Origin of the sequence: Eubacterium barkeri, from assembly GCF_900107125.1 — a bacterium.
In the GTDB taxonomy this organism is placed as follows: domain Bacteria; phylum Bacillota; class Clostridia; order Eubacteriales; family Eubacteriaceae; genus Eubacterium_O; species Eubacterium_O barkeri.
In genome coordinates, this window is the sequence record NZ_FNOU01000002.1 from 187,224 (window position 1) to 213,670 (window position 26,447).

Genomic DNA, 26,447 nt, shown 5'->3' on the forward strand with positions numbered 1-26,447 from the left:
ATTTAATGAGTAGAATGGTAATTGAAACATCTGTACGTGAGGCGGGGACTGATCCAATCTTCAGAGTAGCCGGTGCTGCAGCAAAACGCGCTGCAGAAATCGGCAAGGAATCGATCGTCAACTCAACTATCGGTGCGTTAATGGATGATGAGGGGGATTTGGTATGCTTCAAATCGGTTTACGATACATTAAAAGCACTGCCAAATCATGAGATTGCGAATTATGCCCCCATGCCAGGTACCCCACAGTTTCGGGAAAAGGTGGTGGAAGCCTGCTTTAAGTCCCATAAGCCAGAAGGACATATCCGTGCCGTTGCCACACCCGGTGGAACTGGTGCGATTCGCCATGCCATTGCAAATTACACGGAGTATGGTGACAAGGTCTTAGTCCCCAATTGGTTCTGGGCACCCTATCGCACCATTGCCAATGAAAATCGTCGTGACATCCAGGAATTCGAAATGTTTGATGAAAAAGGGAGCTTCAATATTCCATCCTATAAAGAAAACATCTTAGACCTTCTGGAAAAGCAGGGGCGTGTCCTTTCCATTATGAACACCCCTGCCCATAATCCGACAGGGTATAGCATTTCAGATACGCAGTGGAAAGAATTGGTAGCTTTTTACAGCGAAACAGCCAGCGCAAACCCAGACAAGCGCCTCATCATTGTTTGTGATATTGCCTATATTGATTTCGCCGGTCAGGGGGATGATGCCCGGGCATTTATGGAATTGCTCACTGGGCTCCCGGAAAATGTACTTATCCTCTATGCCTTTAGCGCATCCAAGAGCTTTACCATGTACGGATTGCGTAATGGGGCGCTGATTTGTGTGGCTCCGACTGAAGAAATTGCGGCTGAATTTGAAGCTTCCTGTGCCTACTCCACCCGGGGAACCTGGTCTAATGGAACCCGAGGTGCCATGCAGACCCTGGCCACGATTTTTTCTGATGATGATTTGCAAAATACTTTTTTTGCAGAACAGACCTTCCATCGCGGCATTCTGCAGCATCGTGCCAAGGCTTTTGTTGAAAATGCAGAAAAGATCGGATTGGAAATCTGTGCATATCATGATGGGTTTTTCCTGAGTATTCCCTGCGACAATCCGGTTGCGGTTTCTGATCGTTTAATGGACGAAAACTTCTTTATTGTTGCTTTAAAGAAGGGGTTGCGCTTTGCACCTTGTGCTGTATCGGAAGAAAAATGTGCCAAAGCTCCAAAAATGATTTTAGAAGCAATCAAAGAAGTAAATGGTAAGTAAGAGTTTAAAGGAGATTTGTTATGAAGGTTAAAATTGTTGATGTCGCTCGGGAAGCGAATGTTTCAGTTGCGACGGTTTCCCGTGTTGTCAATAATATTCCATTGGTCAATGAAGAGACACGGGAACGTGTTCTTGCCGCCATTAAAAAAACGGGCTACAAGCCAAATGCCATCGCCCGGAGCTTAAAAATTCAAAAAACAAACACCTTGGGCATTATGATTCCAGATATTTCCAATCCATTTTATACAGAAATTGTACGTGGAGCTGAAGATGTCTGTGGCATCTATAACTACAATATCATTCTGAGTAACACAGATTTTGACCTTGAAAAAGAGAAAAAAAGTCTGGATGTTTTAGTTGAAAAGCAATGCGATGGGATAATCTACGTTGGAAAGCATCTTTCGGAAGAAATGCGTAAGGAGCTCATCGATGCGCCCTCAGAAATCGTGTTGGGATGTGTTCCTGATGAATCCGGCAAGCTATCCGGGGTGCTCATTGATAACGAAACCGCCGCCTATGACCTGGCGAAAAAATGTATCGAAATGGGCCACACCAGAAATGCCCTGTTCTGCGACGAGTTCCAGGACGGTTATATCAACGTTAAGCGGATGGAAGGCATTAAACGCGCCTATAACGATTCCGGCATTCCCTTTGATGAATCATTAGTCTTTTATGGCAATGCCAGTGTACTGGGGGGCTACCACATGATGGAAGACGCCTTGGATTCTGGTAAAGACTTCACCAACGTATTTTGCTATAACGACCAAATCGCTTTGGGTGCTATTCGGGCAGCCGAGGACAAGGGGAAATCTGTACCGGAAGAAATCAGTGTTTGTGGCTTTAATGATTTCTGGATTTCCGAATGGACACGCCCAGAAATAACTACCATTGGACAACCCATGTACGATATTGGGGCAGTGGCTACTCGGATGCTCATTAAAATGTGTGAAAAAGAAGAGTCTGAAACCAAAACTCTCAATGTTCCCTACGAGCTGGTTATCCGAAAATCTGTGGCTGACCGCCGCTAATTTCCATGGGGGAGTGTAATAATATACAGCGTCTCCACAGGGATGGTAAGGAAATTATCCTTGTGGGAACAGCCCATGTATCGCCATCCAGTGTAGCAGAGGTTAAAGCGGTTATTGAGGCGGAGCAGCCCGATTCTGTTTGTGTTGAACTTGATCCTGGGCGATATAAAGCCCTGGAAGAAAAAGATCAATGGAAAAATGCCGATATTGTCAAAATAATCAAATCCGGGAAAGCTGGATTCCTCTTTGCAAATATTATTTTATCAAACTATCAAAGAAAACTCGCTGATCAATTTGGCATCCAATCTGGTCAGGAGATGCTTCAGGCCATTGCATCGGCTAAAGATTGCCATGCTGAGCTGGTCTTAGCCGACCGTGATATTCAAACAACCTTTATCCGGATTTGGCGTGGCTGCAGCCTGTGGGAAAAATGCAAGTTGATGGTCACCATTATGATGAGCATCATCGATAATGAAGCAATTACCGAGGAAGAGCTGGAAACCCTTAAGGGTGAGGACATGCTCACCGCAGCACTGTCCGAACTGGGGGATTCCTTTCATGGTGTTAAAACCTACTTAGTGGATGAACGAGATGCATATCTGGCGGATCAAATTGATCATGCTCTGGGATCGAAAATCATTGCGGTTGTCGGTGCCGCACATATTCCAGGGATTTGTGAAAAAATTGGAACCGATGTGAATATTAATGCATTATCAGAGACCCCGCCAAAATCAGTGGCTGGAAAATTGATTGGGTGGAGCATTCCCTTTCTTTTAGTGGCCTTAGTCATTTTGACCTTTACCGTGAATCCGGATTCAGGCTGGAGCCAAACCGTCAATTGGTTGGTTCTGACCATGGGCGGGGCAGGCTTAGGTGCCTTAATTTCCCTGCCACACCCCTTAACCGTCTTAACAGCTATTGTGATGGCCCCTATATCCGCTTTAAGCCCTGTATTGGCGGCGGGATGGTTTTCCGGGCTCATGGAAGCCCATTTGAGAAAGCCCAAGGTGGAGGATTTTGAACACCTTGCAACGGATCTGACCTCTCCAAAGGGCTTTTGGAAGAATAAGGTGACTAAGATCCTATTAGTCGTCATCACAACCAATTTGGGGTGCGCTCTTGGTAACATCATTGGCAGTCTGCATGTCATTCAAGTGTTTTTCAGCACTTTTTTAAACTGAAATATTATAACATGATATAGAAAAAATATACTTGTTATTGTATACAACGTGCGGTATAATTCCCTTAAACTTTATTTAATTTAGGAGGAAACCAATGAAGAAGAAAATAATGGCCCTGGGTCTGGTTGTCATGCTGTCGGCCATGATATTCGCAGGATGTGGTTCAACCAGCAAAGAATCCAATGCGAATCCCATTGCGGACGGGAAACTGACCATTGCAGTGGACGACACTTATTTACCCATGGAATTCAGAGATGATCAAAACAATTTAGTGGGCTTTGACATCGACTTTGCCAATGCGTTGTCTAAGGCATTGGGTGTAGAAGTGGAATTCACCACCGTTGCCTGGGATGGAATTTTCAATGGCTTAAACGCCAGTCAGTACGATGCCATTATTTCCAGTACCAGCATTACACCGGAGCGTCAAAATGGATTTAATCAAACCAATCCATATATCTCTAACGGTATCGTCATCGTATCACGGACAGATGCCACACCCATTGCCAGTTTTGAAGCCCTTGACGGAAAAACCTTAGGGGCCCAAATTGAAACATCGGCAGATATTGCCGCTAAAAAATTAAAAGAGGATAAGGGCACCAATGTTGAGATCAAGGAATTTGATGGTATGCTCGATGCCTTTTCTGCCTTAAAGGGAAAACAGATCGATAATATTATCACTGATATTGGCGTTGCAGAGTATTATGCGGCCATCGATCCTGAAACCTTTGTTGTTACCTCGCCAACCTTGACCAACGAGCCCATTGGTATCACCGTTCGTAAGGGAGAGGATGATTTTACAAAGACCTTAAATGATGCGATTAAAAAGCTTCAGGATGACGGAACGATGACAGAAATTTCAATGAAGTGGTTCAAGAAAGATATGACGAAGGACATCGATACCAGTCTGAACGTCATAGAATAATATTAAAGTAATCTGACAAGGAGTATGATACACCATGCTCCTTGTATTACTGAATAAGGAGCGATTATTTTGTTAAACGAGACCCAATTGTGGGCAATTTTTGATGGGACATTAGTGACATTAAAAATTGCCTTAGTTGCCATTATTTTTGGCGCAGTCTTCGGAGTGATTGTTGCCCTGGGACGTATTTCTAAAAATAAAGTTACCAACGGATTATCCTGGTTTTATGTCTGGTTCTTCAGAGGGACACCGCTATTGTTACAGCTTTTCATCATTTTTTATGCTGTGCCGATTATATATTTAGACATCACGGGATTAACCTTTGAAATTGATCCAATGATTTGTGCATATATTACTTTTTCACTCAATTCAACCGCTTATTTGGCGGAAATGATTCGAGCTGCCATCGAATCCATTGATCATGGACAGATGGAGGCAGCTAAAGCACTTGGCATGAGCTATCGCCAGGCGATGACGCGGATCATCATTCCCCAAACCTATAAACGGCTTGTTGCACCAGTCGGGAATGAACTCATCATGCTGTTAAAAGACACATCCCTTGTCTCAACCATCGCATTATTTGATGTTCTAAGAACGGTGAAGACCATGGCGAGTTCAACGGGAAATTGGGTATATTATGTCTATGCAGCTGTAATATATCTTTTCTTAACAACGATTCTACAAGTTATTTTTGATAAAATCGAAAAGAAGCTTGGCGTTTATGAGAAAAGGTAGGTGATTGTCATGAGTATGGTAAAAGTTAAGAATATAAAAAAGCACTTTGGTGATTTGGAAGTGCTCAAAGGCATTGATCTAGAAGTTGTCCAGGGGGAAGTTGTGTGTATCATTGGGCCCAGTGGATCAGGAAAAAGCACAATGCTGCGCTGTTTGAATCGGCTGGAACGTATTTCAGATGGCGAAATCTATATAGAAGATGAACTCATGGAAAAACGTCAAAATGACCATGATATTGAACATATTGATCCCAGCAAGTTACAGAATCTCTGTTGCGATTTAGGGATGGTTTTTCAGAACTTTAATCTCTTTCCCCATTTGACCGTCATCGACAATATTACCATTGCACCACGTATTGTTCGAAAACAAGATGCAAAAGAAATTGAAGCACGGGCTGTGGAGCTGCTGGATATGGTCGGGTTAGCCGATAAAAAGGACGAATATCCCGTTCGCTTATCTGGAGGGCAGCAGCAACGTGTGGCCATTGCAAGGGCCTTAGCCATGAATCCTAAAATCATGCTTTTCGATGAGCCCACGTCAGCACTGGACCCGGAGCTCGTCGGTGAAGTACTCAACACGATGAAGGAACTGGCCAATGATGGGATGACGATGCTAATTGTCACCCATGAAATTGGTTTTGCCCGGGAAGTGGCGGACCGGGTCATCTTTATGGATGATGGGGTGATTTGCGAAGAAGGGACACCAGAGGAAGTCCTTGTAAATCCCAAAGAGGATCGGACCAAAAGCTTTTTAAATAAAATTTTATAAAATAATCCCGAAGGTCTTTGCCAATTGGTGCAAAGGCCTTTTTTAAACTTAAATTTTTTTAAGTTTAAAAAAAGGCTTGATTTCAAAAGGCCTTATGTTACAATACTTTAGGAGGGAACAGAAATGATCCAATCAAATTATCATATTCATTCAACGTATTGCGATGGTGAAGCATCCATTTTAGAAATGGCCCAGGCTGCCCAAAAAGAAGGGTTGAAAAGCATTGGGTTCACCAGCCATCTTCCCCTTAAATATCCCAACGACTGGACAATGTCGCCCGAAGCCATCCCCAATTATTTTTTAGAGATTAAAAACACCCAAGACGCCTATGAGGGTATTATGGCTATTTTTACTGGAATGGAAATAGATTATTATCTCGATTCCAAAGGTTTTTCAAATTTAGCCAAAGAAATGATGCCGAAATTGGATTTTTTTATTGGCAGTATCCATACCATGGGGTGCCTTTCTGATGGAACAGGTGCAGATATTGATTATACCCTGGAAATTTTCACCAAAGGACTTCAGGAGCTTTATGGGGGCGATATCCAAAAACTTGTCAAAGAATATTATGGCGGAATTGCGGATATGGCAATACAGTACAAACCAGACATCATCGGGCATTTTGACTTAATCAAAAAGAACAACGCCCATGGGCGCTTTTTTAATGAGTCTGATTCATGGTATCAAGGGACATGGATGGATACCTTAAAAGTGATTCAGAAGACGGATTGTATGATTGAAGTCAATACCGGAGGGATGATGCGTTATGGCAAAGAGATGCTGTATCCCACAATACCAATGCTGATCGAAATTCTAAAAATGGGAATTCCCATTACCATTAATGCGGATAGCCATCAGGTTGGAGGGATTTGCTATGCATACCCGGAAACCGAAGCATTATTAAAAGAAATTGGTTTTCATGAATATCGTATTTTTGATGGTTTTCAATGGAATGGCAAGATATTATCGTAATTTATTAGTGATAATGGTTTACAAAATAGATAATAGTGTTATACTTTATCTTATAAAAGACACGTGAATGGTGGTGCTGTAATGGAGTTATCCAAAAGACAAAATAGAATAATTGACATTGTGAAGAAACATGAACCAGTGAAGAGTACCGAAATCGCTGAAGAACTTGGGGTAAACCGGGCTACAATTCGCCCGGATTTAAAACTTTTAACCATGGTCGGCATTTTGGAAGCGAAGCGTAAGGTTGGCTATCAATATACCGGAAGAACATTGCTGCATATGACTGGCAGCTACATTAAAACCATTAATATTATGGATATCCAGTCGGAACCCACCACGGTTTCAGAGGAAACAACCATCTATGATGGGATTATCACCATGTTTACTAAAAATGCGGGAACGATCTATGTCGTCGACGGGGAATATCTTTCTGGTATTGTGAGCCGTAAGGATTTCATGAAGAGCATGATTGGACGAAAGGACATTGAGTCCCTGCCGATTCCAATTATCATGACGCGGATGCCAAATATTGTATATCTTGAAGAGGATGAAACGGTGTATGATGCTGCTGTTAAAACCATGAAATATGAGGTGGAGTCCCTGCCCATTGTCCGTAAAGTAACGGATGAAAAAGGTCGGAATCGGCTGCAGCTTATTGGAAAGGTGTCCCGAACCAATATCACACGTTATGTTGTCAATTTAGGGCAAGAAGATGATTAATCATTGGATTGAATAGGCGGTTATGCCTATTGATCATAAAGTTTCTCTCGAACATCCATAGGAGGTAATATTATGTCGAAGAAATGGGTATATTTATTCAGTGAAGGTAATGCAGAACAACGCAATTTGCTGGGAGGCAAGGGTGCAAATCTTGCCGAGATGACACGTATTGGGCTACCGGTTCCACAGGGGTTCACGGTAACGACAGAAGCCTGTATCGAGTACTTAAATGAGAATAAGCTAACCTATGAAATGATTGGCCAAATCAATACCCATATGCAGAAACTTGAAGAAATTGCAGGGAAAAAGTTTGGGGATGAAACCAATCCATTACTGGTTTCCGTGCGCTCAGGTGCCAGAGTTTCCATGCCGGGGATGATGGACACCATTTTGAACCTGGGTTTGAATGATCAGACCGTCCTGGGACTCGCGCAAAATACTGGAAATGAACGGTTTGCCTATGATAGCTATCGCCGATTCATTCAAATGTTTGGAGATGTCGTTCAGGAAATTGATAAGAATAAATTTGAAGCCGTTTTGGATGAAATTAAAGAGCGGGAAGGATTTACCATCGACACTCAGCTCACCACCAAGAATCTTCAGGAAATTGTCAAACGTTACGAGGAAATCGTTTTGATGGAAACCGGGAAGCCCTTCCCTCAGGACCCCAGTGCTCAATTATACATGGCAGTGGAAGCGGTGTTCCGCTCCTGGAATAATCCCCGGGCTTTTGTTTATCGTGATATGAATGACATCCCCCACGATATTGGAACCGCCGTCAACGTCCAATCCATGGTCTTTGGAAATATGGGGGATGACTCTGGTACTGGCGTGGCCTTTACCCGTGATCCTGCAACTGGCGAAAAAAACCTCTTTGGAGAATTTTTAGTGAACGCCCAGGGTGAAGATGTCGTCGCTGGGATCCGAACACCCCGTTCCATTGATCAACTTAAAAATGTCATGCCGACGGTTTACACACAGTTTGCAGAAACCGCTGAATTACTGGAAAAACACTACCATGATATGCAGGACATGGAGTTTACCATCGAAAAAGGTAAACTCTATATGCTCCAAACCCGTAATGGGAAACGAACAGCAGCGGCCGCCGTACGTTGCGCCGTCGAAATGGTTGAAGAAGGTCTCATCGACAAAAAAACAGCCATTAGCCGTGTCGAACCCCAGGCCTTAGATCAACTGCTCCATCCCACCTTTGATGAAGGGGCAGAAAAGAAAGCTGAAGTCCTGACAGAGGGGCTGCCCGCATCACCAGGGGCGGCTACCGGACGGGTGTACTTTACCGCCGAAGAAGCCAAGGCCGCTGCAGACAATGGGGAAGATGTCATTCTTGTCCGTCAGGAAACTTCACCGGAAGATATTGAAGGGATGTACGCCTCTAAAGGCATCTTAACCGCCCGTGGCGGCATGACCTCCCATGCAGCTGTTGTCGCCCGGGGAATGGGGACCTGCTGTGTGGCTGGCTGTGACTTTGTTAAAGTCGATGAAGCACACAAACAATTCCGGGTCGGCACAGACTATATTAAAGAAGGGGATTATATTTCCTTAAACGGGAGTACCGGAAAGGTATACCGTGGTGCCATCAAGACCCAGGACCCTGAGCTTTCCGGTAATTTTGGAACTCTTATGGAGTGGGCCGATGAGTTCAGAACCATGAAAGTTCGGACTAATGCCGATACTCCCAGAGATGCTGAAAAGGCCGTGGAATTTGGCGCTGAAGGTATCGGACTTTGCCGTACTGAGCATATGTTCTTTGATGAAGACCGAATCCCCAGTGTGCGCCGCATGATTTTAAGTAAGAGTGTCGAACAGCGGGAAAAATACCTTGAAGAGCTGTTGCCCATGCAAAAGTCTGACTTCATTGGGATTTATAAAGCCATGAGGGAGCTGCCGGTTACTGTGCGTCTCCTGGATCCGCCTCTTCACGAATTCTTGCCCTCTGAGCCGGAAGATATCAAATCATTGGCTGATGATATGGGGATGAGCATTGAAGAAATGGAAGCGGATATTGAAGGTTTAAAGGAATTCAACCCCATGCTAGGGCACCGTGGTTGTCGCCTTGCCGTAACCTATCCAGAAATTGCTGTTATGCAGACCCGGGCCATTATGGAAGCCGCCATTGAGGTCGCCCAGGAAGAAGACATCACCATTGTACCGGAAATCATGATTCCCCTCGTTGGGATGATGGGTGAAATGTCCTATGTTGAAGGGATTATCCGGGAAACGGCTGAAAAGGTCAAGGCTGAAAAGGGGAGTGATATCACCTATATGGTCGGAACCATGATGGAAATTCCAAGGGCAACCCTAATTGCTGATCAGATTGCAAAGAAGGCTGAATTCTTCAGCTTTGGAACCAATGATCTCACCCAAATGACCTTTGGCTTCAGCCGTGATGATGCCGGGAAGTTCATTCCTGAGTACAAAGAAAAAGGCATTCTTCCAGGGGATCCCTTCGCCTCCATTGATCAGGAAGGTGTTGGACAGCTGGTTTCTAAGGGCGTTGAATTGGGTCGTAAGACAAAAGCTGATTTAAAATGTGGGGTTTGTGGCGAACACGGTGGTGATCCTAAATCCGTTAAGTTTTTCCACAATGTGGGGCTCAGCTATGTCTCCTGCTCACCCTTTAGAGTTCCCATTGCCCGTTTAGCCGCTGCCCAGGCCGCTATTGAACGTCAATAATCAAGTACACGCATCCAAAAAAATCCTAAGGCCGTATCTTGCGACCTTAGGATTTTTTTAGTAAAGCATATGGATTAATGGATTATTGGAGCATTTCCTTGGGAATCACCACGACCCCCGCCGCCTTTAAGACCGATGCGGCACGCTCAAGGTCAGAGGTCTTCATGATCACCTGGGGCATTTCACCCTGCCCCCGCATTACAAAGGAATAGACATATTCAACATTGATATCCGCATCCGCCAGGATACGAAAAATTTCATGCATGGCACCGAGCTTATCCTCGGGTTCCACCGCGAGGACATCCACCACCCGGGTGACATGTCCCGCTTCTTTTAAGAGGTCAACGGCCTTGTAGGGATCGTCAACCACCATTCGGAGGATGCCAAATTCAGAGCTGTCAAAAACTGAAATCGCCCGGATGTTGACCCCGCCCCCGGAAACCACTCCGGTGATCGTTGCCAAATGTCCTTTTTTGTTTTCAATAAAAACGGATATCTGTTTAATTAGCATGGTATTCTCCTTATTTATTCATTTCTCAAATCGACCACACGCTTGGCTTTCCCTTCACTTCGTGCCAGGGTCTTGGGTTCCACCAGATGAATGGTGGGATGAATCCCCAGAATGGTGTGCAGGGCATTTTTAATTCGGGAGTATAGGGCATCAAGCTGGGTTACGGAATCTAACAAGCTGGCATCGATCACCTCAACATCAATTTCAATGCGGTCCAGGTAACCCTTTTTAGAAACGGTGATGAGATAATTACTCCCAATCCCGTCAATGGAAAGGAGGACCTCTTCAATCTGGGAGGGGAAGACATTCACCCCGCTGATAATGAGCATGTCATCGGTACGTCCCCCAATTTTAGCAATTCGGGCGGTGGTCCGTCCGCAGCTGCAGGGCGTGGTATCGATCCGGCTGATATCCTTGGTTCGGTAGCGGATGATGGGAAGGGCTTCCTTAGAAATTGGTGTAATAACCAATTCTCCGGTGGCACCTTCTGGTAAAACCTCACCCGTATCCGGGTTGATGATTTCTGCAATAAAATGATCCTCATTGAGGTGCATTCCCGTGAGCATTTGGCACTCACCAGCTACCCCCGGTCCAATGAGCTCAGACATCCCATAATTTTCAGTGGCAAAGATGCCCCAGGCTTCATTGAGCTTTGTCCGCATGGCCTCCGTGGATCCTTCACCTCCGAAAAGCCCAACCCGCAGTTTAAGGTCCTCTGCGGGATCAAGGCCCATCTCCTGGGCAACCTCTGCCATGTGCAGGGCGTAAGACGGGGTGGCAATTAGTGCAGTGACATCAAAATCCTTCATGATTTTGATTTGTTTTTTGGTATTCCCACTGGACATTGGAACCACGCCGGCGCCCACCTTCTCAAGGCCCTGGTGAAGCCCGAAGGCCCCGGTGAACAAGCCATAACCAAAGCTAATTTGAGCGGTATCCTTAGCGGTTACCCCAGCCATGGTGACCAGCCGGGCAATACATTCCCGCCACATTTTCATATCTTTTTTTGTATAGCCTACCACTGTGGGATTCCCAGTAGTTCCTGAGGACGCATGGTATCGGACGATTTTATCCTTGGGTACGGCAAACATACCAAAGGGATAGTTTTTACGCAAATCTTCCTTTGTGGTTAATGGCAGAAAGCGCAAATCCTCAAGACTACGAATATCCTCAGGTTTAATGCGGTTTGCCTTAAAAAGATCGCGATAATAGGGAACATTTTTATAGGTATGCTTGATGGTTTTTTTTAGACGCTTAAACTGCAGCTCCCGGAGCTGTTCCCGATCCATCGTTTCCTTTAATGACCAAATCATTCTAATTCTCTCTCCTTTATACGAAACATTTGCTTAATTCTTTGGGGGACGCCAGCTGCTCTTTAAAGGCACGACCTGGTTAAACACCGGTGCGCCTGGTTTTGAATATTTGGGGTCCGCGGAAAAGTAACCATTTCTGACAAATTGTACCTTATCAAAGGGCTCTGCCTTCATGGCCTCTGGTTCCACCCAGGCCTTTATAATCTCCAGGGAATTGGGATCAATCTTTTCTAAGAAGTCTTCAGAAGAGAAAGAAACCCCTTCCTCTAATAAGGGCTTGAACTGGTGAATTTCACAGGTTTTGCCCTCCACAGCAGAAACCCAGTGGATGGTCCCCTTAACCTTCCGTCCGGTAAAGCCGGTGCCGGATTTGGTTTCCGGGTCATAGGTACATTTTAATTCGATGACCCGACCGTCGTCATCTTTAATGACTTCGTTACAGGTGATGAAGTATGCTCCCCGCAGCCGAACTTCATTGCCAGGGAATAAGCGGAAATATTTTTTAACGGGAACCTCCATGAAATCCGAGCGTTCAACGTAAATCTCACGACCAAAGGGCATTTTATGGGTTCCCATTTCCGGCACATCCAGATTTGTTTCGATTTCAAGCCATTCGATTGTATCCTCTGGATAGTTGGTAATGGTAACCTTCAGGGGATCAAGAACTGCGTTCATCCGGGGGGCCTTTAGCTTCAAATCATCCCGAATGAAATGCTCCAGCATGGCAAAGTCCACCGTTGAATTCGCCTTGGCCACACCGATTTCTTCACAGAAAGCTTGGATGGCTTCCGGGGTATATCCCCGTCGGCGCATTCCGCAAATGGTGGCCAGACGCGGATCATCCCATCCATCGGCAATCCCACTATCCACCAGCTGCTTAAGATAGCGTTTCCCAACGATGGTTTGGGTCAGGTTCAATTTAGCAAATTCAATCTGCCGGGGCGGGGAGACCTGGAAATCGTCCAGGTGCTCAAGGGTCCAGTTGTAGAAGGGCCGATGATCCTCAAACTCTAAGGTACAGAGGGAATGGGTAATCCCTTCGATGGCATCCTCTACCGGATGGGCGAAATCATACATGGGATAAACATACCATTCCTCGCCGGTATTGGGGTGGGTGGTGTGGAGCACCCGGTAGATTACCGGGTCCCGCATATTCATATTGGGGCTGGCCATATCGATTTTGGCCCGGAGGACCTTCTGGCCCTCACCGACCTCTCCCTTTTTCATGGCCTGGAACAAGGCGTGGTTTTCTTCCACAGAACGGTTGCGATAAGGACTTTCAATGCCAGGCTCAGTCAGTGTCCCCCGGGTTTCACGAATGATATCGGCACTCTGGTCATCCACATAGGCAAGGCCCTTGGCAATCAATTCTTCGGCATAAGCAGCCATTTTCGAGAAATAAGAAGACGCAAAATACAATCGGTCATCCCAGTTGATCCCCAACCATTCTAAATCCTTTTTAATGGCATTAACATATTCAACATCCTCTTTAATGGGGTTCGTATCATCAAAACGAAGATTGAATTCACCATTATAACGCTTTGCAATGCGATAATTTAAAAGGGCGGCCTTAGCATGTCCAATATGCAAGTAGCCATTGGGCTCCGGGGGAAAACGTGTATGAATGGGCGTATCCTCATACACATCATTTCGGAGATCCTCTTCAATGGCATTGATTATAAAATTTGTTTTTTCCTTTTTTTCCATGATCTACTCCTACATTGATAAACTCTTCTCATGATATCATAAAAAATAGACGCTGCCCAGTGTGACTTGCGGTATAATGAAGAAAAAGAAGGACCGATTTTTATTTACGAATTGTTTACTTAATAAAGTAGACATGGTTATATCTATTGTATATAATAACCCGGTATGTAAAAAACGCTGACTGAGGAGGCACACTATGCGCTTTACCTTCGCTTTGTGGTATGCAAAGCTTATAAATAAGTTGATTAATCTGGTGGATAAAAGCAGAGGGTCGAATCTCTCTGGAGAGCAAGCACTGCGGATCGACCCCCAGATGGTTTCTCATTTTAAAGGCATCAATCCGGATAAGGTCCTTTTTATTACGGGGACCAATGGAAAATCGAGCTTAACGAACCTGGTTAGCCATATCCTAACGGAACAGGGAAATGTCGTGATTTCAAATCTGGAAGGGGCGAACCTCCTTGCTGGGATTGCCACAATCCTGGCCAAGGCTTCCAATATGAAAGGGGAGATATCCGCGGATTATTTAGTATTTGAAACGGACGAACGCTATCTTCCAAAGATTTATGCCCAACTACCTGCTAAGCACCTGGCCATCACCAATTTACAGAAGGACCAGGTTCAGCGCAATGGCGATCCTGATTTTATCTATCGTATATTACGTTCCTTCATCAATTCCGATATGACCCTCTATTTAAATAATGATGAACCACGGTCAAAGTCCTTTGAAGATTTGTCCAATAAGGTTGTGTATTATGGGGTGGAAAAGCATGATGAATCCTTTATGAAGGATGACTCTTATCCAACCTTTGCCTGTCCCCATTGTCACCATAAATTAGAATTTGAGTATTATAACACCGATAGTGTTGGTAAATTCTCCTGTTCCCATTGCCATTTTTCCAGTAATGACGATCCGGGATATTTGCTGCAGAAGATTGACACTGCGGCTAAGACCTTTGAGATGGAAGGACAGGCCTTCAACATGCCCTATGATCTTCCCTTCATGCTGTATAACTACAGCGCTGCGGTGGCCATTGCTTCCCATTTTGCTGGACTGCCCACGGAAGACACTGCGTCAACCTTTGAAAGCTTCGTCAATGTTGGCGGGCGGTACGAAGTGTTGGAGTATCATGGAAAAACCATTAAATACCTTCGGATTAAGCAGGAAAATCCTGAAACCCTTCAAAACTCTTTGAATATCATCGCGTCGGATTCCAGTCGGAAGCTGGTATGTTTGGGGTTGTATCCATTAGTGGATATTGTACCGAACTATACCAATACCTTTTATGCCTGGGACTGTGACTTCAAACCACTGGTCCAATCGGATGTCGAAGGATTTTTCTGCTTCTCAAACCCCGTTTGCTACGATACCGCCAATCGACTACTCTACGAAGGGGTTGACCCGAAAAACATTCTGATTGAAGATACCAACGATGTCCAGGCTATTTTCAATACCATTGACCAGGCAGAAACGGACAATATTTATTTAATTACCTGGCTGGAAGATTTTATGAAAATGAAGAAGCATATCATACAGGAGGGTAAATAATGAACGCAGAAGCAGTACGGATTGCCTGGCTCTTTCCAGATACCCTTTATTTACATGGCGAACGCGGCAATATTCTCGCTTTAACGAAAATGTGTCAGCTGGCAGGTATGGATGTTCAGGTCGATAAAATCAATTTTGATTCGGTCGACTTTAATCCCATGGATTATGATTTTATATTCTGCCCACCAGGGGAAATGAGCAGCTTTTCCGAGATCATCGAATTTCTAAAGCCCAAGAAAGATTTGCTTCGGGCTTTTATCGATTTCAGCAATCCCATGTTAGTCACCGGAACCAGCATCGCATTATGGGGAAAGTCCATTTTGCGCTCTGATGGCACGACCATCGAAGGCCTCGAAATCATTAATATCGAGGCCTCTGAAAATGATGTTGTCTATGGGGATGACCTGTACTATGCCTGTAATTTAGAAGGCTGTCAGCATCCTATTTTTGGCAGCCAAATCCAGATGATGGACATTTTACTGGGTAAGGACGTCGATGCCTTTGGGGAGCTTTACTATGGATATGGAAACCATGGCGGTAATACCTTGGAAGGAGCCCTTGTGGACAATGCCGTCTTTACCAACACCCTGGGGCCTGTTCTTGTCCTTAATCCGTGGTTAACCCGGGCCTTTGTGGAGATCATTGCGAAAAAGAAGGGCATAGCACTGGACCCTTCATTTCATCCAACCATGGATATTGAGGAAAAATCATATCGGGCTAAGGTGCGGTTTACCCAGGAAAAACAGACCAATTTAAGTAATTGCCCGATGTTCAATAAAGCGTTTGAAAATGAGGAGGAATAGAAAATGTCACGATTATTTGGAACAGATGGGGTCAGAGGGGTATTTGGGGAAGAACTCACCATTGATCTTGCCTACAACCTTGGACGATATGGCAGTTATCTCTTAGCAGAAGGCAGCCATCACCCTAAAATCGTCATTGGGATGGACACCCGGGAATCCGGAAAACCACTGGAGCAGGCCCTTGTGGAGGGGATTACCTCAGTGGGTGGTGAGGTCATACTTGCTGGCGTTATTCCTACACCAGCTGTTGCCGTCATCACCCGGGAACTTGGTGCCGATGCGGGTATTGTCATCTCTGCATCCCACAACCCCTATCAGTTTAATGGCATTAAATTCTTTGATGCCCAGGGGTACAAGCTGCCAGATGCATTGGAAGACCACATTGAAGCACTCATTAATGAGTGCGCGGACCTGGACGGAATAACCGCCAAGGGGAGTGTCAGCACCATCGACCACCCAGAAACCATTTATTTTGACCATATCACAAAGGGCATTATCAAGGATTTAACGGGGGTTAAGCTGGTACTGGACTGTGCTAACGGTGCTTCTGCACCCATTGCCAAAGGTTTTTTTGAAAGTCTTGGCGCGCAGGTATCCGTTATTGGAGATCAACCCGATGGACAAAACATCAATTGCGGCTGTGGCTCAACCTGTCTTAAGAAACTCCAGAAAATGATGGTAGAGTCTGACGCTGACCTGGGTCTGGCCTTTGACGGTGATGCCGACCGTTGCCTGGCCGTCGATGAAGAGGGACAAATCATTGATGGCGATGCTATTTTAAATCTCATTGGCCGACATATGAAATCCCAGGGGTGCCTAAAGAAGGACACCGTCGTCGTCACGGTTATGAGCAACATTGGATTAGATTTTGCATTAAAGGAAGCCGGATGTAAAAGTATTAAAACTCAGGTTGGTGACCGGTATGTCCTCGAAGAAATGCGGGCAAATGACTACAATATTGGCGGAGAGCAATCCGGACATGTTATCCTTTTGGATCACAATACCACTGGTGACGGAATGTTAACGGCCCTATACCTGGCAACCATTATAAAAGATTCCCCTCAAAAAGCTTCAGAGCTCAATGCTTTGATGACATCGTATCCCCAAGTTTTAGTCAATGCCAAAGTTGCAAATACCAAAAAACATGATTATCTCAGTGATGCGGTTATCCAAAATGAAATCCAAAAAGTGGAATCCCATTTTGCCGGACAAGGTCGAGTCCTCATTCGTCCCTCGGGTACCGAACCATTGGTCCGGGTAATGATTGAAGGAAACAATCAGCAGGAGTTGGAAAAAATTGCCGGAAATTTAGCATCTCTTATTGAAGAACGATTGGTATAACAAGTACGATAACGACCAAGTCCCAGCCAGAGTTTAAGGTTAGGACTTGGTTTTTTTTTGTTTTATGCTATAATTGAGCCATTGTCATCATCATATCATTAAAAACAAGGGAGGTTTGACCAGCATAAATGATATGAGGATTGACTTGAGCGCCAGAACTCATGGTTGGTCACCAGAGATGAGTTGACGAGGACAGGGAGTATCGAAATTTCGGCGGATGCCCTGGATAACATCTTTTAAAACCAAAAAGTGATTCTTGGGACAAAGAAGATGAAATCATATGAAAGAGGTGCAGCCTATGTGTGGTATTGTAGGTTATATTGGAAATAAGCAGGCCCAGTCCATTTTAATTGAAGGATTGTCAAAATTAGAATATCGTGGGTATGACTCTGCGGGGATCGCCGTACGTGATGATAGTGGAGCCATCCATGTTAAGAAGAAAAAAGGCCGACTTAAAAATTTGGAAGAGATTTTAGCCTTAGACGCTTTAACCGGGAATTCTGGTATTGGCCATACCCGGTGGGCAACTCATGGAGAACCATCGGACATCAATTCCCATCCCCATTGTAGTATTGATAATCGGATTGCCATTGTTCATAATGGCATCATCGAAAATTATATTGAATTAAAGGAAGAACTCATTAACCAGGGTCATCTCTTTGTGTCAGATACGGATACAGAAGTTGTCGCCCATCTTCTCAATGCACTGTATGACGGTAATTTAGTGTCGACGCTGCTAAAGGCAACCCAGCGATTGAAGGGGTCCTATGCCCTGGGCATCATGTGTACGGAAGAACCGGACCGCATCGTGGCTGTTCGGAAGGATAGCCCACTCATCGTTGGGGTAGGGGACGGTGAGAACTTTATTGCATCGGATATCCCTGCGATTTTAAGCCATACCCGGGATGTGTATCTTCTTGATAATGATGAAATTGCTGTTTTAACGAAGGACCGTGTTACTGTAATGGATAAATACGGAGATATTGTTGGTAAACAGATTTTCAAAGTGGATTGGGATCCTGGTGATGCTGAAAAGGGTGGCTACGATCATTTTATGCTTAAAGAGATTAATGAGCAGCCCCGGGCCATATCAGATACCCTCACCGGAAGATGTTTTCCTGGAAAAATCGTTCTGGATGATGTCAACCTCGATGAAGAGGCAATGAAAAATATCCATAAAATCCAGATTGTTTCCTGTGGGACGGCCTATCACGCCGGAATGGTGGGAAAAGCTTACCTGGAAAAATACGCCCGTTTGTCTGTTGAAACGGAAGCGGCATCTGAATATCGTTATAAGAATCCCATCGTTGATGCCCACACCCTGCTCATCGTTATCAGCCAATCCGGCGAAACCGCCGATACCTTAGCGGCCATTCGTCTGGCAAAGGAAAATGGTGCGCGTGTATTGGCCATTACCAATGTCGTCGGAAGCTCCATCGCCCGTGAAGCCCATGATGTTTTGTATACCAACGCCGGTCCGGAAATTGCTGTAGCATCTACAAAGGCTTATATTACCCAGGTAGCCTGCATGTTGATGCTTGCTCTGCATTTAGGAAAGCTTAATGGAACCATCGACGATGCCGTCATTGAAGTGGTGACGGATGCCCTTTTGAAAACATCAGATTCAGTTGCCCAGGCCATTGAAAAAAGCCAGATCATCTCTGATATCGCCTATGATCACTTTAAAATGGACGATGCGTATTTCATTGGGCGATGCCTGGATTATTACACTTGTATGGAAGGTTCACTGAAGATGAAGGAAGTTTCCTATGTCCATTCTGAAGCCTTTGCTGCAGGAGAATTAAAGCATGGACCCATTGCACTTGTTGACGAAGGAACGGTCATTATTGCTGTGTGTACCCAGGAAAATGTTTTTGATAAAATGCTTAGTAATATCAAGGAAGTTAAAGCCCGGGGAGCCCATGTCATCGCCATCACCCAAAGCCGGCACACTGAAATTGAATCAGAAGTGGATGAGGTTTTGTATATTCCGGATATGCTTGATGAAATAACGCCCATTTCTGCCATTGTCTATCTCCAATTACTTGGCTATTATTTAGCTGTTGCCCGAGGATGCGATGTTGATAAACCGAAGAATCTGGCAAAATCAGTAACCGTTGAATAAAACCATTGACCTTTATGTCGATTACCGTTAGAATAAAAAAGAACTCAATATTGTGAGAGGTTCGTAACCATCCCTCTATAAAAAACTAGGAAAAACGTACAAAAAAAGGACGGATGGTTACATCGCGTCCTTTTTTGCGCGCAAGGGAACAGAAGCACCACGCCCCAATACATATCACAAAGGAGCCCCAAAAATGAAAACAAAAAACGTCATCATTGACTGTGACCCCGGTATTGACGATGCACTAGCACTTATGCTGGCCTGCCGCTCACCCCAATTAAATATCCTGGGGGTAACCATTGTCTCTGGAAACACCAGGGGAGAGCAGTGCGCAAAAAACGCGGTCCAAATTTTAAAGCTGATGGGGCGGGAAGATATCCCTGTTTATTTAGGGGAAACCACCCCTTTAAAGCAAGCATTAAAAACCGCAGAGGACACCCATGCCGATGACGGTCTAGGGGGGATGGCTGATGGAAACAAGGCGTTTAAGTATCATCTAAACGCCATCGATTTTATTTTAAAAAAACTGCAGTCGGATATACCCATCGATATCATTGCCATCGGTCCTTTGACGAATATCGCCCGCTGCCTAGAGCAGGATGCCAAAACCATGGGAAGGCTCCAGACGCTAACAGTGATGGGGGGGGCCTTTAAAAGTCATGGAAATTGTTCCCCTGTTGCTGAATTTAATTTTTGGGCAGACCCCGATGCTGCGGAATTGGTTTTTGAAAATCTGAATCGTCCCCTCACCATGGTAGGCTTAGACGTTACCCGACAGGTTGTCATGACACCCAATTATACCCAGCTTATTCATTACTTTGGAGGGCCCATTGCAGAATGTATTGAAGGGATGATTCATTTTTATACGGACTTTCACTGGAAGCAGGAGCAAACCCTTGGAAGTGTGGTCAATGATCCACTGGCCCTGGCCTATTATTTAAACCCAGAATTATGTCGGGGAGAGGACTATTATGTCAGCATCGTGACCGAGGGAAAGGCTATTGGAATGAGCATGGTCGATGTTCAGGGTATTGACGGAAGGGCTCCCAATGCCCATGTATTAACGGAAGTTGATGCTGCTGGCTTTTTCAAATACTTTTTAGGTCAACTTTTCCCCGAACAGAAACAAATAATTTGTGAAATAATTGACGATCCAAAATATTAACAGGAGGTTAAATGAATGAACCATTTGAAGTTGAATCCACAAACCCTTTGCTTTGGGGCCCTGATGATTGGCATTAATATTTTAGGTGGATTTTTAGCCTTGATGCTCAAGCTTCCCATTTATCTTGATTCCATGGGTACCATCCTGTCCGCTCTGATTCTTGGTCCCCTTGGTGGTGGCCTGGTTGGCATCTTAACCGCACTGATAAACGGATTAACCTTCGATCCGGTTTCCCTGTATTTTTTACCCGTTCAGCTTTTTATAGGCGTTGCCACGGGCTTGTTATTTAAAAACGGACGCTTTGAAGGGATTAAGTCCCTTTTATCCATTATCCTCATTGCAGTACTGGTTTCTATGATTTCTTCGATTATTGTCGCCCTCGTTTTTGATGGTGTGACCTCTTCGGGATCAAGCCTTATTGTTGCGGTCATGAGAAACGTGGGCATCAATCTCTTTGCCTCAGTTTTTTCAACTCAAATTATTACGGATATCCTGGATAAAGCCATTGCCTTTGCCATTGCTTTTGCCGCCATAAGAGCCATTCCCCAGATATTTCTGGAACGATTAACCCATAGTAGTTTTAAATAATCTCTTTTAGTATCCCTTAAAAATCCTAAAGTCGCAGAACGTGACCTTAGGATTTTTTTCTTCCCTTACTTTTAGAAGTTGAAAAATGGGCCAATGGATTTTTATATAAAGCATCCCGGACCTCATCGTCTTCAATATGGGTATAGATTTCGGTGGTCGAAATATTCTCGTGGCCTAGGACCTTTTGAAGGGTTCGGATATCCACCTGACCATACTTATGCATCAGGGTTGCTGCTGTATGCCTGAGCTTATGTACTGAAAATTTACTCACATCCAGGCCTGCCTTTTGGATATACTTATCCACCATAACCTGAACTGCACGGTTAGAAATAGGCTGCTTCCGGTTACTTAAAAACAAATAATCGGATTCAACCTCCTCCGGGCGGAGCTTGAGATAATTTCCAATAGCTTCAATACAGGCATCATTTAAAAAGATATTTCGCTCTTTGTTGCCTTTTCCGATAATATGGAGGGTCTCATCCTGGATATCTGAAAGCTTAATATGGGTCAGTTCCGAAAGGCGCATTCCACAGTTTAGAAAGAGGGTAATGATTGCCAAATCACGCTCAGCATACCGTCCATCCACGGCCCCGAGGAGGCTTAAGGCCTCATCTAAGGTCATATAAATGGGGTCACGATGCTTCACCTTTGGAATCTCAAGATTCTGGGTAGGGTCCGCCATATCGATATGGCACACAAAGGTTAAATAATGATATAGACTTCGAATGGCAGCCGTTTTTCGTTTTCGCGTGCTGTCCACATTATCCAGTGTGTTGGTTGAAAAGCCTAAAAAGGCATAGATATCCGGTAGGGAAACTTTTTTCAAATAAGGGATATCGATGGTGGTAATTTCGATTTCACCAAAATCAGCAGGGGCATCATCCGTTGAATAGATTTGTCCACGACGCATCACTAAAAAACGGAAAAATTGGATCAGATCATTCTGGTAGGATTTAATGGTATTGTTGGAATAGCCCTTAACGGAGATGAGATAATCTGAAAGCTCCAGAATGAGGGGGTTGGATTGGCGGGGTGTATTTTCCTTCATTTGTCCTCTTGTCCTCTCTAAATTCTAATTTATGCGTATAACTTACGTTATACGCATAAATATTTGTGATGGTAAAAAGCGGATTGGCATCGCCTCTCCGCTTTGGTTTAGTTTTCTTTGGCTTTACTCAATTCGATCTGGCTTTCAAAAAGTTGGTTCTGTAACTCCAGAATTGATTTGCGGTTTGATTCACTTTCCTGTTTTGCTTGTTTTAAATGTTCCCGATATTGGTTTAAAAGTTCTTCTTTTTCAGCGATAACATGGTTTAAGGCTTTTTTATCTTTTTCTAAATCCGATATCGTATCCTTTAAAGTATTCACTTCATTTTGGGTGCCCTGAAGCTTTTCTGCCATTACATCCATGTGTTTGCTTTCTTCACGCTGTTTCTTTTCAATTTCCACGGCTTCCCGTTTTGTTTCAAACAGCATCTCAGCAATATTCATACACCCTAGCAGGGAGATTCGAATTGGATTAGTATGGGGATTTTTATCAAGGATGTCATTGAGTTGATTGTTAACAAAGGATGAAATCTCCCGAATATAGGCTTCATTTTCACCTGCAACAACGGAAAATGTATTGTTCAATAGTCTGAGTTCAATCGATTTATTTGGGTTGCTCACGCTCTATACCTCCAATTCTACTCTATCTACTATTATAGAGAAGTCCATCCACTTTTTCAACCAAATAATGGCAAAGTTTTCAGACTTCATCTAAGTAGTTCATGATTTCTGCTTCAGATAATAGACGGTATGGGATATGTTCTTTCTGTAAAGCACTAAAGCCAGTTATGCCACTCTCTTTGATGCAGTGTGTTGATATAATCGTCTTTTCATATTGGTTCGCAAATTCAAGGGTATGCAGCGTTCCACTATTCTCTTCAAATTCTGACGTAATCACAAAATTAGAAGCTGCCGCCTGGAGGCGGTCCCGTTCGATGAACATTCCTGCATTGGCGATATCATAGGAGGAATATTCGCTGACTAAGCATCCCCCATTTTCAACAATACGCTTTGCTAAACCAATATTTTCCTTGGGTGTGATATTAAGAATACTGGAGGGTAGGAAGGCTACGGTTGTGCCCCCAGCATCTAAACAGCCGAGATGGGCGGCGCGGTCGCAGCCTGAAGCCAAACCACTGATGACGACATAATCCTTTTCTGCCAGTTGCTTTCCCGCCCAATGGGCAAAGGCACTCCCCTTTTCACTGGGCGCCCGCGTTCCAATAACTGCCGCTCGTTTCGGTAAAGATAAAGCGGTGATATCACCTTTGTAATAAATCAGATGGGGGCCATCTTTAAACTTCAATACATCTGGAAAATCCTTGGCATAAATACTGGCAACCTGGATATCATTATGTTCACAAATGGCAAGGATATTATTCGCCGCGATCCTTGCGTTTAAAAATTCACCGATTGGACTCATCTTAGAGAGTAAATTTAAACGAATGCCAATTTCAATTAATTCCATGAAACTAGCATGGTTAAAATCATTGATCTCTTCTAAAATTCTTCCGATCTTTTTCCTTCCCAGCCCCTTTATTTGGGATAGGGCGATGATACTCCTATTAATTTCTAAAGAATTCATAACGCCATCCTCTCACTCCAAAATTATAGTACTATTCTAACATTAATCTCTTAATGCTGCACCAAAGTTTTCTTTAAGTGAGTGAAGAATTTCATTCATAATGGGATTGATATCATCATCCGTCAAGGTTCGGCTATAATCCAGGAAGTGAATGGAGTAGGCCAAACTTTTTTTGCCCGCAGGGATTTGCTTACCTTGGTAAACATCGAAAAGATGGACATCTTCAATGAGTGCTTCCCCCTTTGAGCGAATGCAGGCTTCAATCTCGATTGCCGGCGTTTTTTCATCTAAAACGATGGCCAGATCACGGGTGGATCCCGGGAATTTCGGAAGCTCAGCAAATTTAATGACGGTTTCTCTGGATGTGGTCATCAAGTCGAAATTCATCTCACAAATATAAGTGCGTGGGGGCAGGCCTAGCTTTTTAACAATGGCAGGATGGACTTCACCAATTTGCCCCAGTTCCTGGGAGCCCAGTGTAATAATTGCCTTTCTTCCGGGATGGAAGACCTCGTCTCCACCGGCCTTAACGAAATAATTGGTAATTCCGGATTTTTCCAACAAGGCTTCCACAATCCCCTTTAGTGAAAAATAATCCATGTTTTCCCCGTAAGCAGACAATACCAGATGGGCAATTTCTGTGGGCAAGGTTCCACTATTCTCCGACGCATGGTAGGTCTGGGCGATTTCAAAGAAGCGTCCCTTGGCATTATTCCGGTTGTAATTCAATGCGAGAAGCTCCAGCTGATGGCCCAGAAGATTATTACGCATGACACTGCTATCTTCACCAAAGGGGTTCTTTAGTGCGATAATATCCTTTTGATTATTAAGTCCGATTTCTGAGTAGCGTTTCGCACTGGCAAAGGAGGTCGTAAGGGTTTGGTAAAAGCCATTTCCAATTAAGAAGGCTTCCACCTCGTCCTTATACTTTTGAGAAGGAGTCTTCCCCCCCGCCAGGGTAGCGCCACCCATGATGGTACTGGGAAGCTTATCATAACCGTAAATCCGTGCAACTTCCTCTGCAATATCTTCCTTAATTTCCAAATCTTGACGGTAGTCCGGGACAGTTGCTTTGATCTTTGAGCCATCAATGCACTCCACAGGGATGAATAATCGCTCGAGAATATCCACGATTTCTTCCCGGCTTATCTCAATTCCGATGAAGCGATTAATCCAATCACAGTCCACTTCAATTTTTTTCTGAATCGTTGGCTGTGGATAGACATCAATCATTCCCGGAATGATTTCACAGGCGCCAATTTGATTCAGTAAATAGGTGGCCCGTAATGCCGCAATCTCTGTTAAATTCGGGTAGAGCCCTTTTTCATAACGTCCGGAAGCCTCGGTTCGAAGTCCCAATTTTTTGGAGGTTAAGCGCACACTAGTTTTATCAAAGCAAGCGGATTCTAATATCACATACTCCGTTTTTTCGGTTATCTCGGAATTTGCTCCCCCCATGATGCCGGCAACAGCCACAGGCTTTTTGCCATTGGTGATCATCAGCATGGAGGGATTGATGGCCCGTTCTTTGTCATCCAAAGTGACCACACTGGGATCCATGGTTGTTTTAACCACAATCTCCGTCGTGTTTAGACTCTTATAATCAAAGGCATGGAGGGGCTGCCCCAGCTCGAGCATGACATAGTTTGTCACATCGACGATGTTATTAATGGGACGGACGCCGCTGTTTAAAAGCTTTAGCTGCATCCATAAGGGTGATGGTTTGATTTCCTTTACCTTGAACATTTTGGCGGTGTAACGCGAGCAAAGGCTACTTTCAACCTTGACGGTTAACCAGTCCTGGATTTTTGAAGTGCTTTCTTTTTTGGGATCGTACAGCGTAATACTTGCCAAATCCTCATTTAACGTGGCGGCCGCTTCCCGGGCAATGCCGTAAATGGATTGGCAGTCACTGCGGTTGGCTGTTATTTCCAAATCAAAAATCTGGTCATCCACCCACATTAATTCCCGGATGTCACAACCGGGCTGGACTCCTTGGGGCATAATATAGATACCCTCTGTGATTTCTTTGGCAAAAAGCCCGGTATCCATGCCCATCTCTTCCACAGAGCACATCATACCATAGGATGAAATCCCCCGAAATTCGGTGGCTCCCATTTTAGTACCATCGGCAATGGTCGCGCCTTCCAGGGCAACGGGTACCACCGCGCCTTCAAACACATTCGTCGCGCTGGTAATGATTGTTTTTTCGCCAATGGTATCCCCCATCTCCAGGGTACAGACCTGGAGCTTATCGGCATTGGGGTGCTTCTCAATTTTCGTGATCTTCCCGGTGTAAATGCCAGAGACAACATCGGAAATGGATGTGATGGTTTCAACCTTTGTTCCGGACATCGTCAGAAGGTCACCAAATTTCACGGGATCAATATCGATATTTACAAATTCTTTAAGCCATTTTAGTGATACTAACATCAGT

The 26,447-nt window shown here is 44.5% G+C and carries 22 protein-coding genes and 1 riboswitch; of the genes, 15 read left to right on the top strand and 7 right to left on the bottom strand.

Annotation, left to right across the window (positions count from 1 at the left end; all coding sequences use genetic code 11):
• Nucleotides 1-5: 5 nt before the first annotated feature.
• The 9 genes from BLU30_RS02205 to ppdK all read left to right on the top strand — a co-directional run bounded on the left by BLU30_RS02205 (nt 6) and on the right by ppdK (nt 10,276).
• Entirely contained in the window at nt 6-1,256 is a 1,251-nt protein-coding gene (locus tag BLU30_RS02205) for a pyridoxal phosphate-dependent aminotransferase (RefSeq protein WP_090243015.1), read from the top strand.
• Nucleotides 1,257-1,276: 20 nt separating this feature from the next.
• Nucleotides 1,277-2,284, top strand: coding sequence for a LacI family DNA-binding transcriptional regulator (locus BLU30_RS02210; protein WP_090243018.1), 1,008 nt, complete (start codon nt 1,277-1,279; stop codon nt 2,282-2,284).
• Between the two features lie 5 nt (nt 2,285-2,289).
• Entirely contained in the window at nt 2,290-3,465 is a 1,176-nt protein-coding gene (locus BLU30_RS02215; protein ID WP_090243020.1) for a TraB/GumN family protein, read from the top strand.
• Between the two features lie 94 nt (nt 3,466-3,559).
• The gene (locus BLU30_RS02220; protein ID WP_090243022.1) at nt 3,560-4,387 is read left to right on the top strand and encodes a substrate-binding periplasmic protein; all 828 of its coding nucleotides are present in this window, start codon (nt 3,560-3,562) and stop codon (nt 4,385-4,387) included.
• Nucleotides 4,388-4,456: 69 nt separating this feature from the next.
• Nucleotides 4,457-5,122 carry an amino acid ABC transporter permease gene (locus BLU30_RS02225; RefSeq protein WP_090243024.1) on the top strand — a complete coding sequence of 222 codons (666 nt, stop codon included), beginning with the start codon at nt 4,457-4,459 and terminating at the stop codon, nt 5,120-5,122.
• A gap of 9 nt (nt 5,123-5,131) precedes the next feature.
• On the top strand, nt 5,132-5,890 hold the full coding sequence (locus BLU30_RS02230; protein ID WP_090243187.1) for an amino acid ABC transporter ATP-binding protein: 759 nt from the start codon (nt 5,132-5,134) through the stop codon (nt 5,888-5,890).
• Nucleotides 5,891-6,013: 123 nt separating this feature from the next.
• The gene (locus BLU30_RS02235) at nt 6,014-6,862 is read left to right on the top strand and encodes a histidinol-phosphatase (protein ID WP_090243026.1); all 849 of its coding nucleotides are present in this window, start codon (nt 6,014-6,016) and stop codon (nt 6,860-6,862) included.
• 81 nt (nt 6,863-6,943) lie between these two features.
• Nucleotides 6,944-7,582, top strand: a complete 639-nt coding sequence (locus BLU30_RS02240) for a helix-turn-helix transcriptional regulator (RefSeq protein WP_090243027.1) — start codon at nt 6,944-6,946, stop codon at nt 7,580-7,582.
• A gap of 69 nt (nt 7,583-7,651) precedes the next feature.
• Nucleotides 7,652-10,276 (top strand): pyruvate, phosphate dikinase, encoded by a 2,625-nt coding sequence (ppdK, locus tag BLU30_RS02245; RefSeq protein ID WP_479691027.1) that lies wholly within the window; start codon nt 7,652-7,654, stop codon nt 10,274-10,276.
• Between the two features lie 82 nt (nt 10,277-10,358).
• Here ppdK and BLU30_RS02250 read toward each other — a convergent pair whose 3' ends face one another.
• The 3 genes from BLU30_RS02250 to BLU30_RS02260 are packed head-to-tail and all read right to left on the bottom strand — an operon-like array spanning nt 10,359 to nt 13,807.
• Nucleotides 10,359-10,787, bottom strand: a complete 429-nt coding sequence (locus BLU30_RS02250; RefSeq protein WP_090243030.1) for an ACT domain-containing protein — start codon at nt 10,785-10,787, stop codon at nt 10,359-10,361.
• A 14-nt stretch (nt 10,788-10,801) separates the two neighbouring features.
• Nucleotides 10,802-12,100, bottom strand: coding sequence for a phenylacetate--CoA ligase family protein (locus BLU30_RS02255; protein WP_090243031.1), 1,299 nt, complete (start codon nt 12,098-12,100; stop codon nt 10,802-10,804).
• 33 nt (nt 12,101-12,133) lie between these two features.
• Entirely contained in the window at nt 12,134-13,807 is a 1,674-nt protein-coding gene (locus tag BLU30_RS02260) for a glutamine--tRNA ligase/YqeY domain fusion protein (protein WP_090243032.1), read from the bottom strand.
• 196 nt (nt 13,808-14,003) lie between these two features.
• On the opposite strand from BLU30_RS02260, the gene BLU30_RS02265 reads away from it, so the two are divergent.
• From BLU30_RS02265 to BLU30_RS02290, 6 genes are all read left to right on the top strand, one after another.
• Entirely contained in the window at nt 14,004-15,356 is a 1,353-nt protein-coding gene (locus BLU30_RS02265; protein WP_090243034.1) for a MurT ligase domain-containing protein, read from the top strand.
• On the top strand, nt 15,356-16,159 hold the full coding sequence (locus BLU30_RS02270) for a type 1 glutamine amidotransferase (protein WP_090243037.1): 804 nt from the start codon (nt 15,356-15,358) through the stop codon (nt 16,157-16,159). The genes BLU30_RS02265 and BLU30_RS02270 overlap by 1 nt, the downstream gene beginning before the upstream one ends.
• Nucleotides 16,160-16,162: 3 nt before the next feature.
• A complete protein-coding gene (gene glmM, locus BLU30_RS02275) occupies nt 16,163-17,500 on the top strand; it encodes a phosphoglucosamine mutase (protein ID WP_090243039.1) in 1,338 nt (445 codons plus the stop codon).
• Between the two features lie 298 nt (nt 17,501-17,798).
• Nucleotides 17,799-19,625, top strand: a complete 1,827-nt coding sequence (gene glmS / locus BLU30_RS02280; RefSeq protein ID WP_090243041.1) for a glutamine--fructose-6-phosphate transaminase (isomerizing) — start codon at nt 17,799-17,801, stop codon at nt 19,623-19,625.
• A 50-nt stretch (nt 19,626-19,675) separates the two neighbouring features.
• Nucleotides 19,676-19,720: riboswitch (PreQ1 riboswitch) on the top strand.
• A 98-nt stretch (nt 19,721-19,818) separates the two neighbouring features.
• Nucleotides 19,819-20,790: a nucleoside hydrolase gene (locus BLU30_RS02285; RefSeq protein ID WP_090243043.1), complete on the top strand. Its 972-nt coding sequence runs from the start codon at nt 19,819-19,821 to the stop codon at nt 20,788-20,790.
• A 15-nt stretch (nt 20,791-20,805) separates the two neighbouring features.
• Nucleotides 20,806-21,378, top strand: coding sequence for an ECF transporter S component (locus BLU30_RS02290; protein ID WP_090243045.1), 573 nt, complete (start codon nt 20,806-20,808; stop codon nt 21,376-21,378).
• A gap of 46 nt (nt 21,379-21,424) precedes the next feature.
• Here BLU30_RS02290 and BLU30_RS02295 read toward each other — a convergent pair whose 3' ends face one another.
• The 4 genes from BLU30_RS02295 to pheT all read right to left on the bottom strand — a co-directional run bounded on the left by BLU30_RS02295 (nt 21,425) and on the right by pheT (nt 26,443).
• A complete protein-coding gene (locus tag BLU30_RS02295) occupies nt 21,425-22,426 on the bottom strand; it encodes a tyrosine-type recombinase/integrase (protein ID WP_090243046.1) in 1,002 nt (333 codons plus the stop codon).
• 107 nt (nt 22,427-22,533) lie between these two features.
• Nucleotides 22,534-23,046 (bottom strand): cell division protein ZapA, encoded by a 513-nt coding sequence (locus BLU30_RS02300; protein ID WP_090243048.1) that lies wholly within the window; start codon nt 23,044-23,046, stop codon nt 22,534-22,536.
• A gap of 79 nt (nt 23,047-23,125) precedes the next feature.
• Nucleotides 23,126-24,010 carry a DNA-processing protein DprA gene (locus tag BLU30_RS02305; RefSeq protein ID WP_090243050.1) on the bottom strand — a complete coding sequence of 295 codons (885 nt, stop codon included), beginning with the start codon at nt 24,008-24,010 and terminating at the stop codon, nt 23,126-23,128.
• Nucleotides 24,011-24,052: 42 nt separating this feature from the next.
• The gene (pheT, locus tag BLU30_RS02310; RefSeq protein ID WP_090243051.1) at nt 24,053-26,443 is read right to left on the bottom strand and encodes a phenylalanine--tRNA ligase subunit beta; all 2,391 of its coding nucleotides are present in this window, start codon (nt 26,441-26,443) and stop codon (nt 24,053-24,055) included.
• Nucleotides 26,444-26,447: the final 4 nt, after the last annotated feature.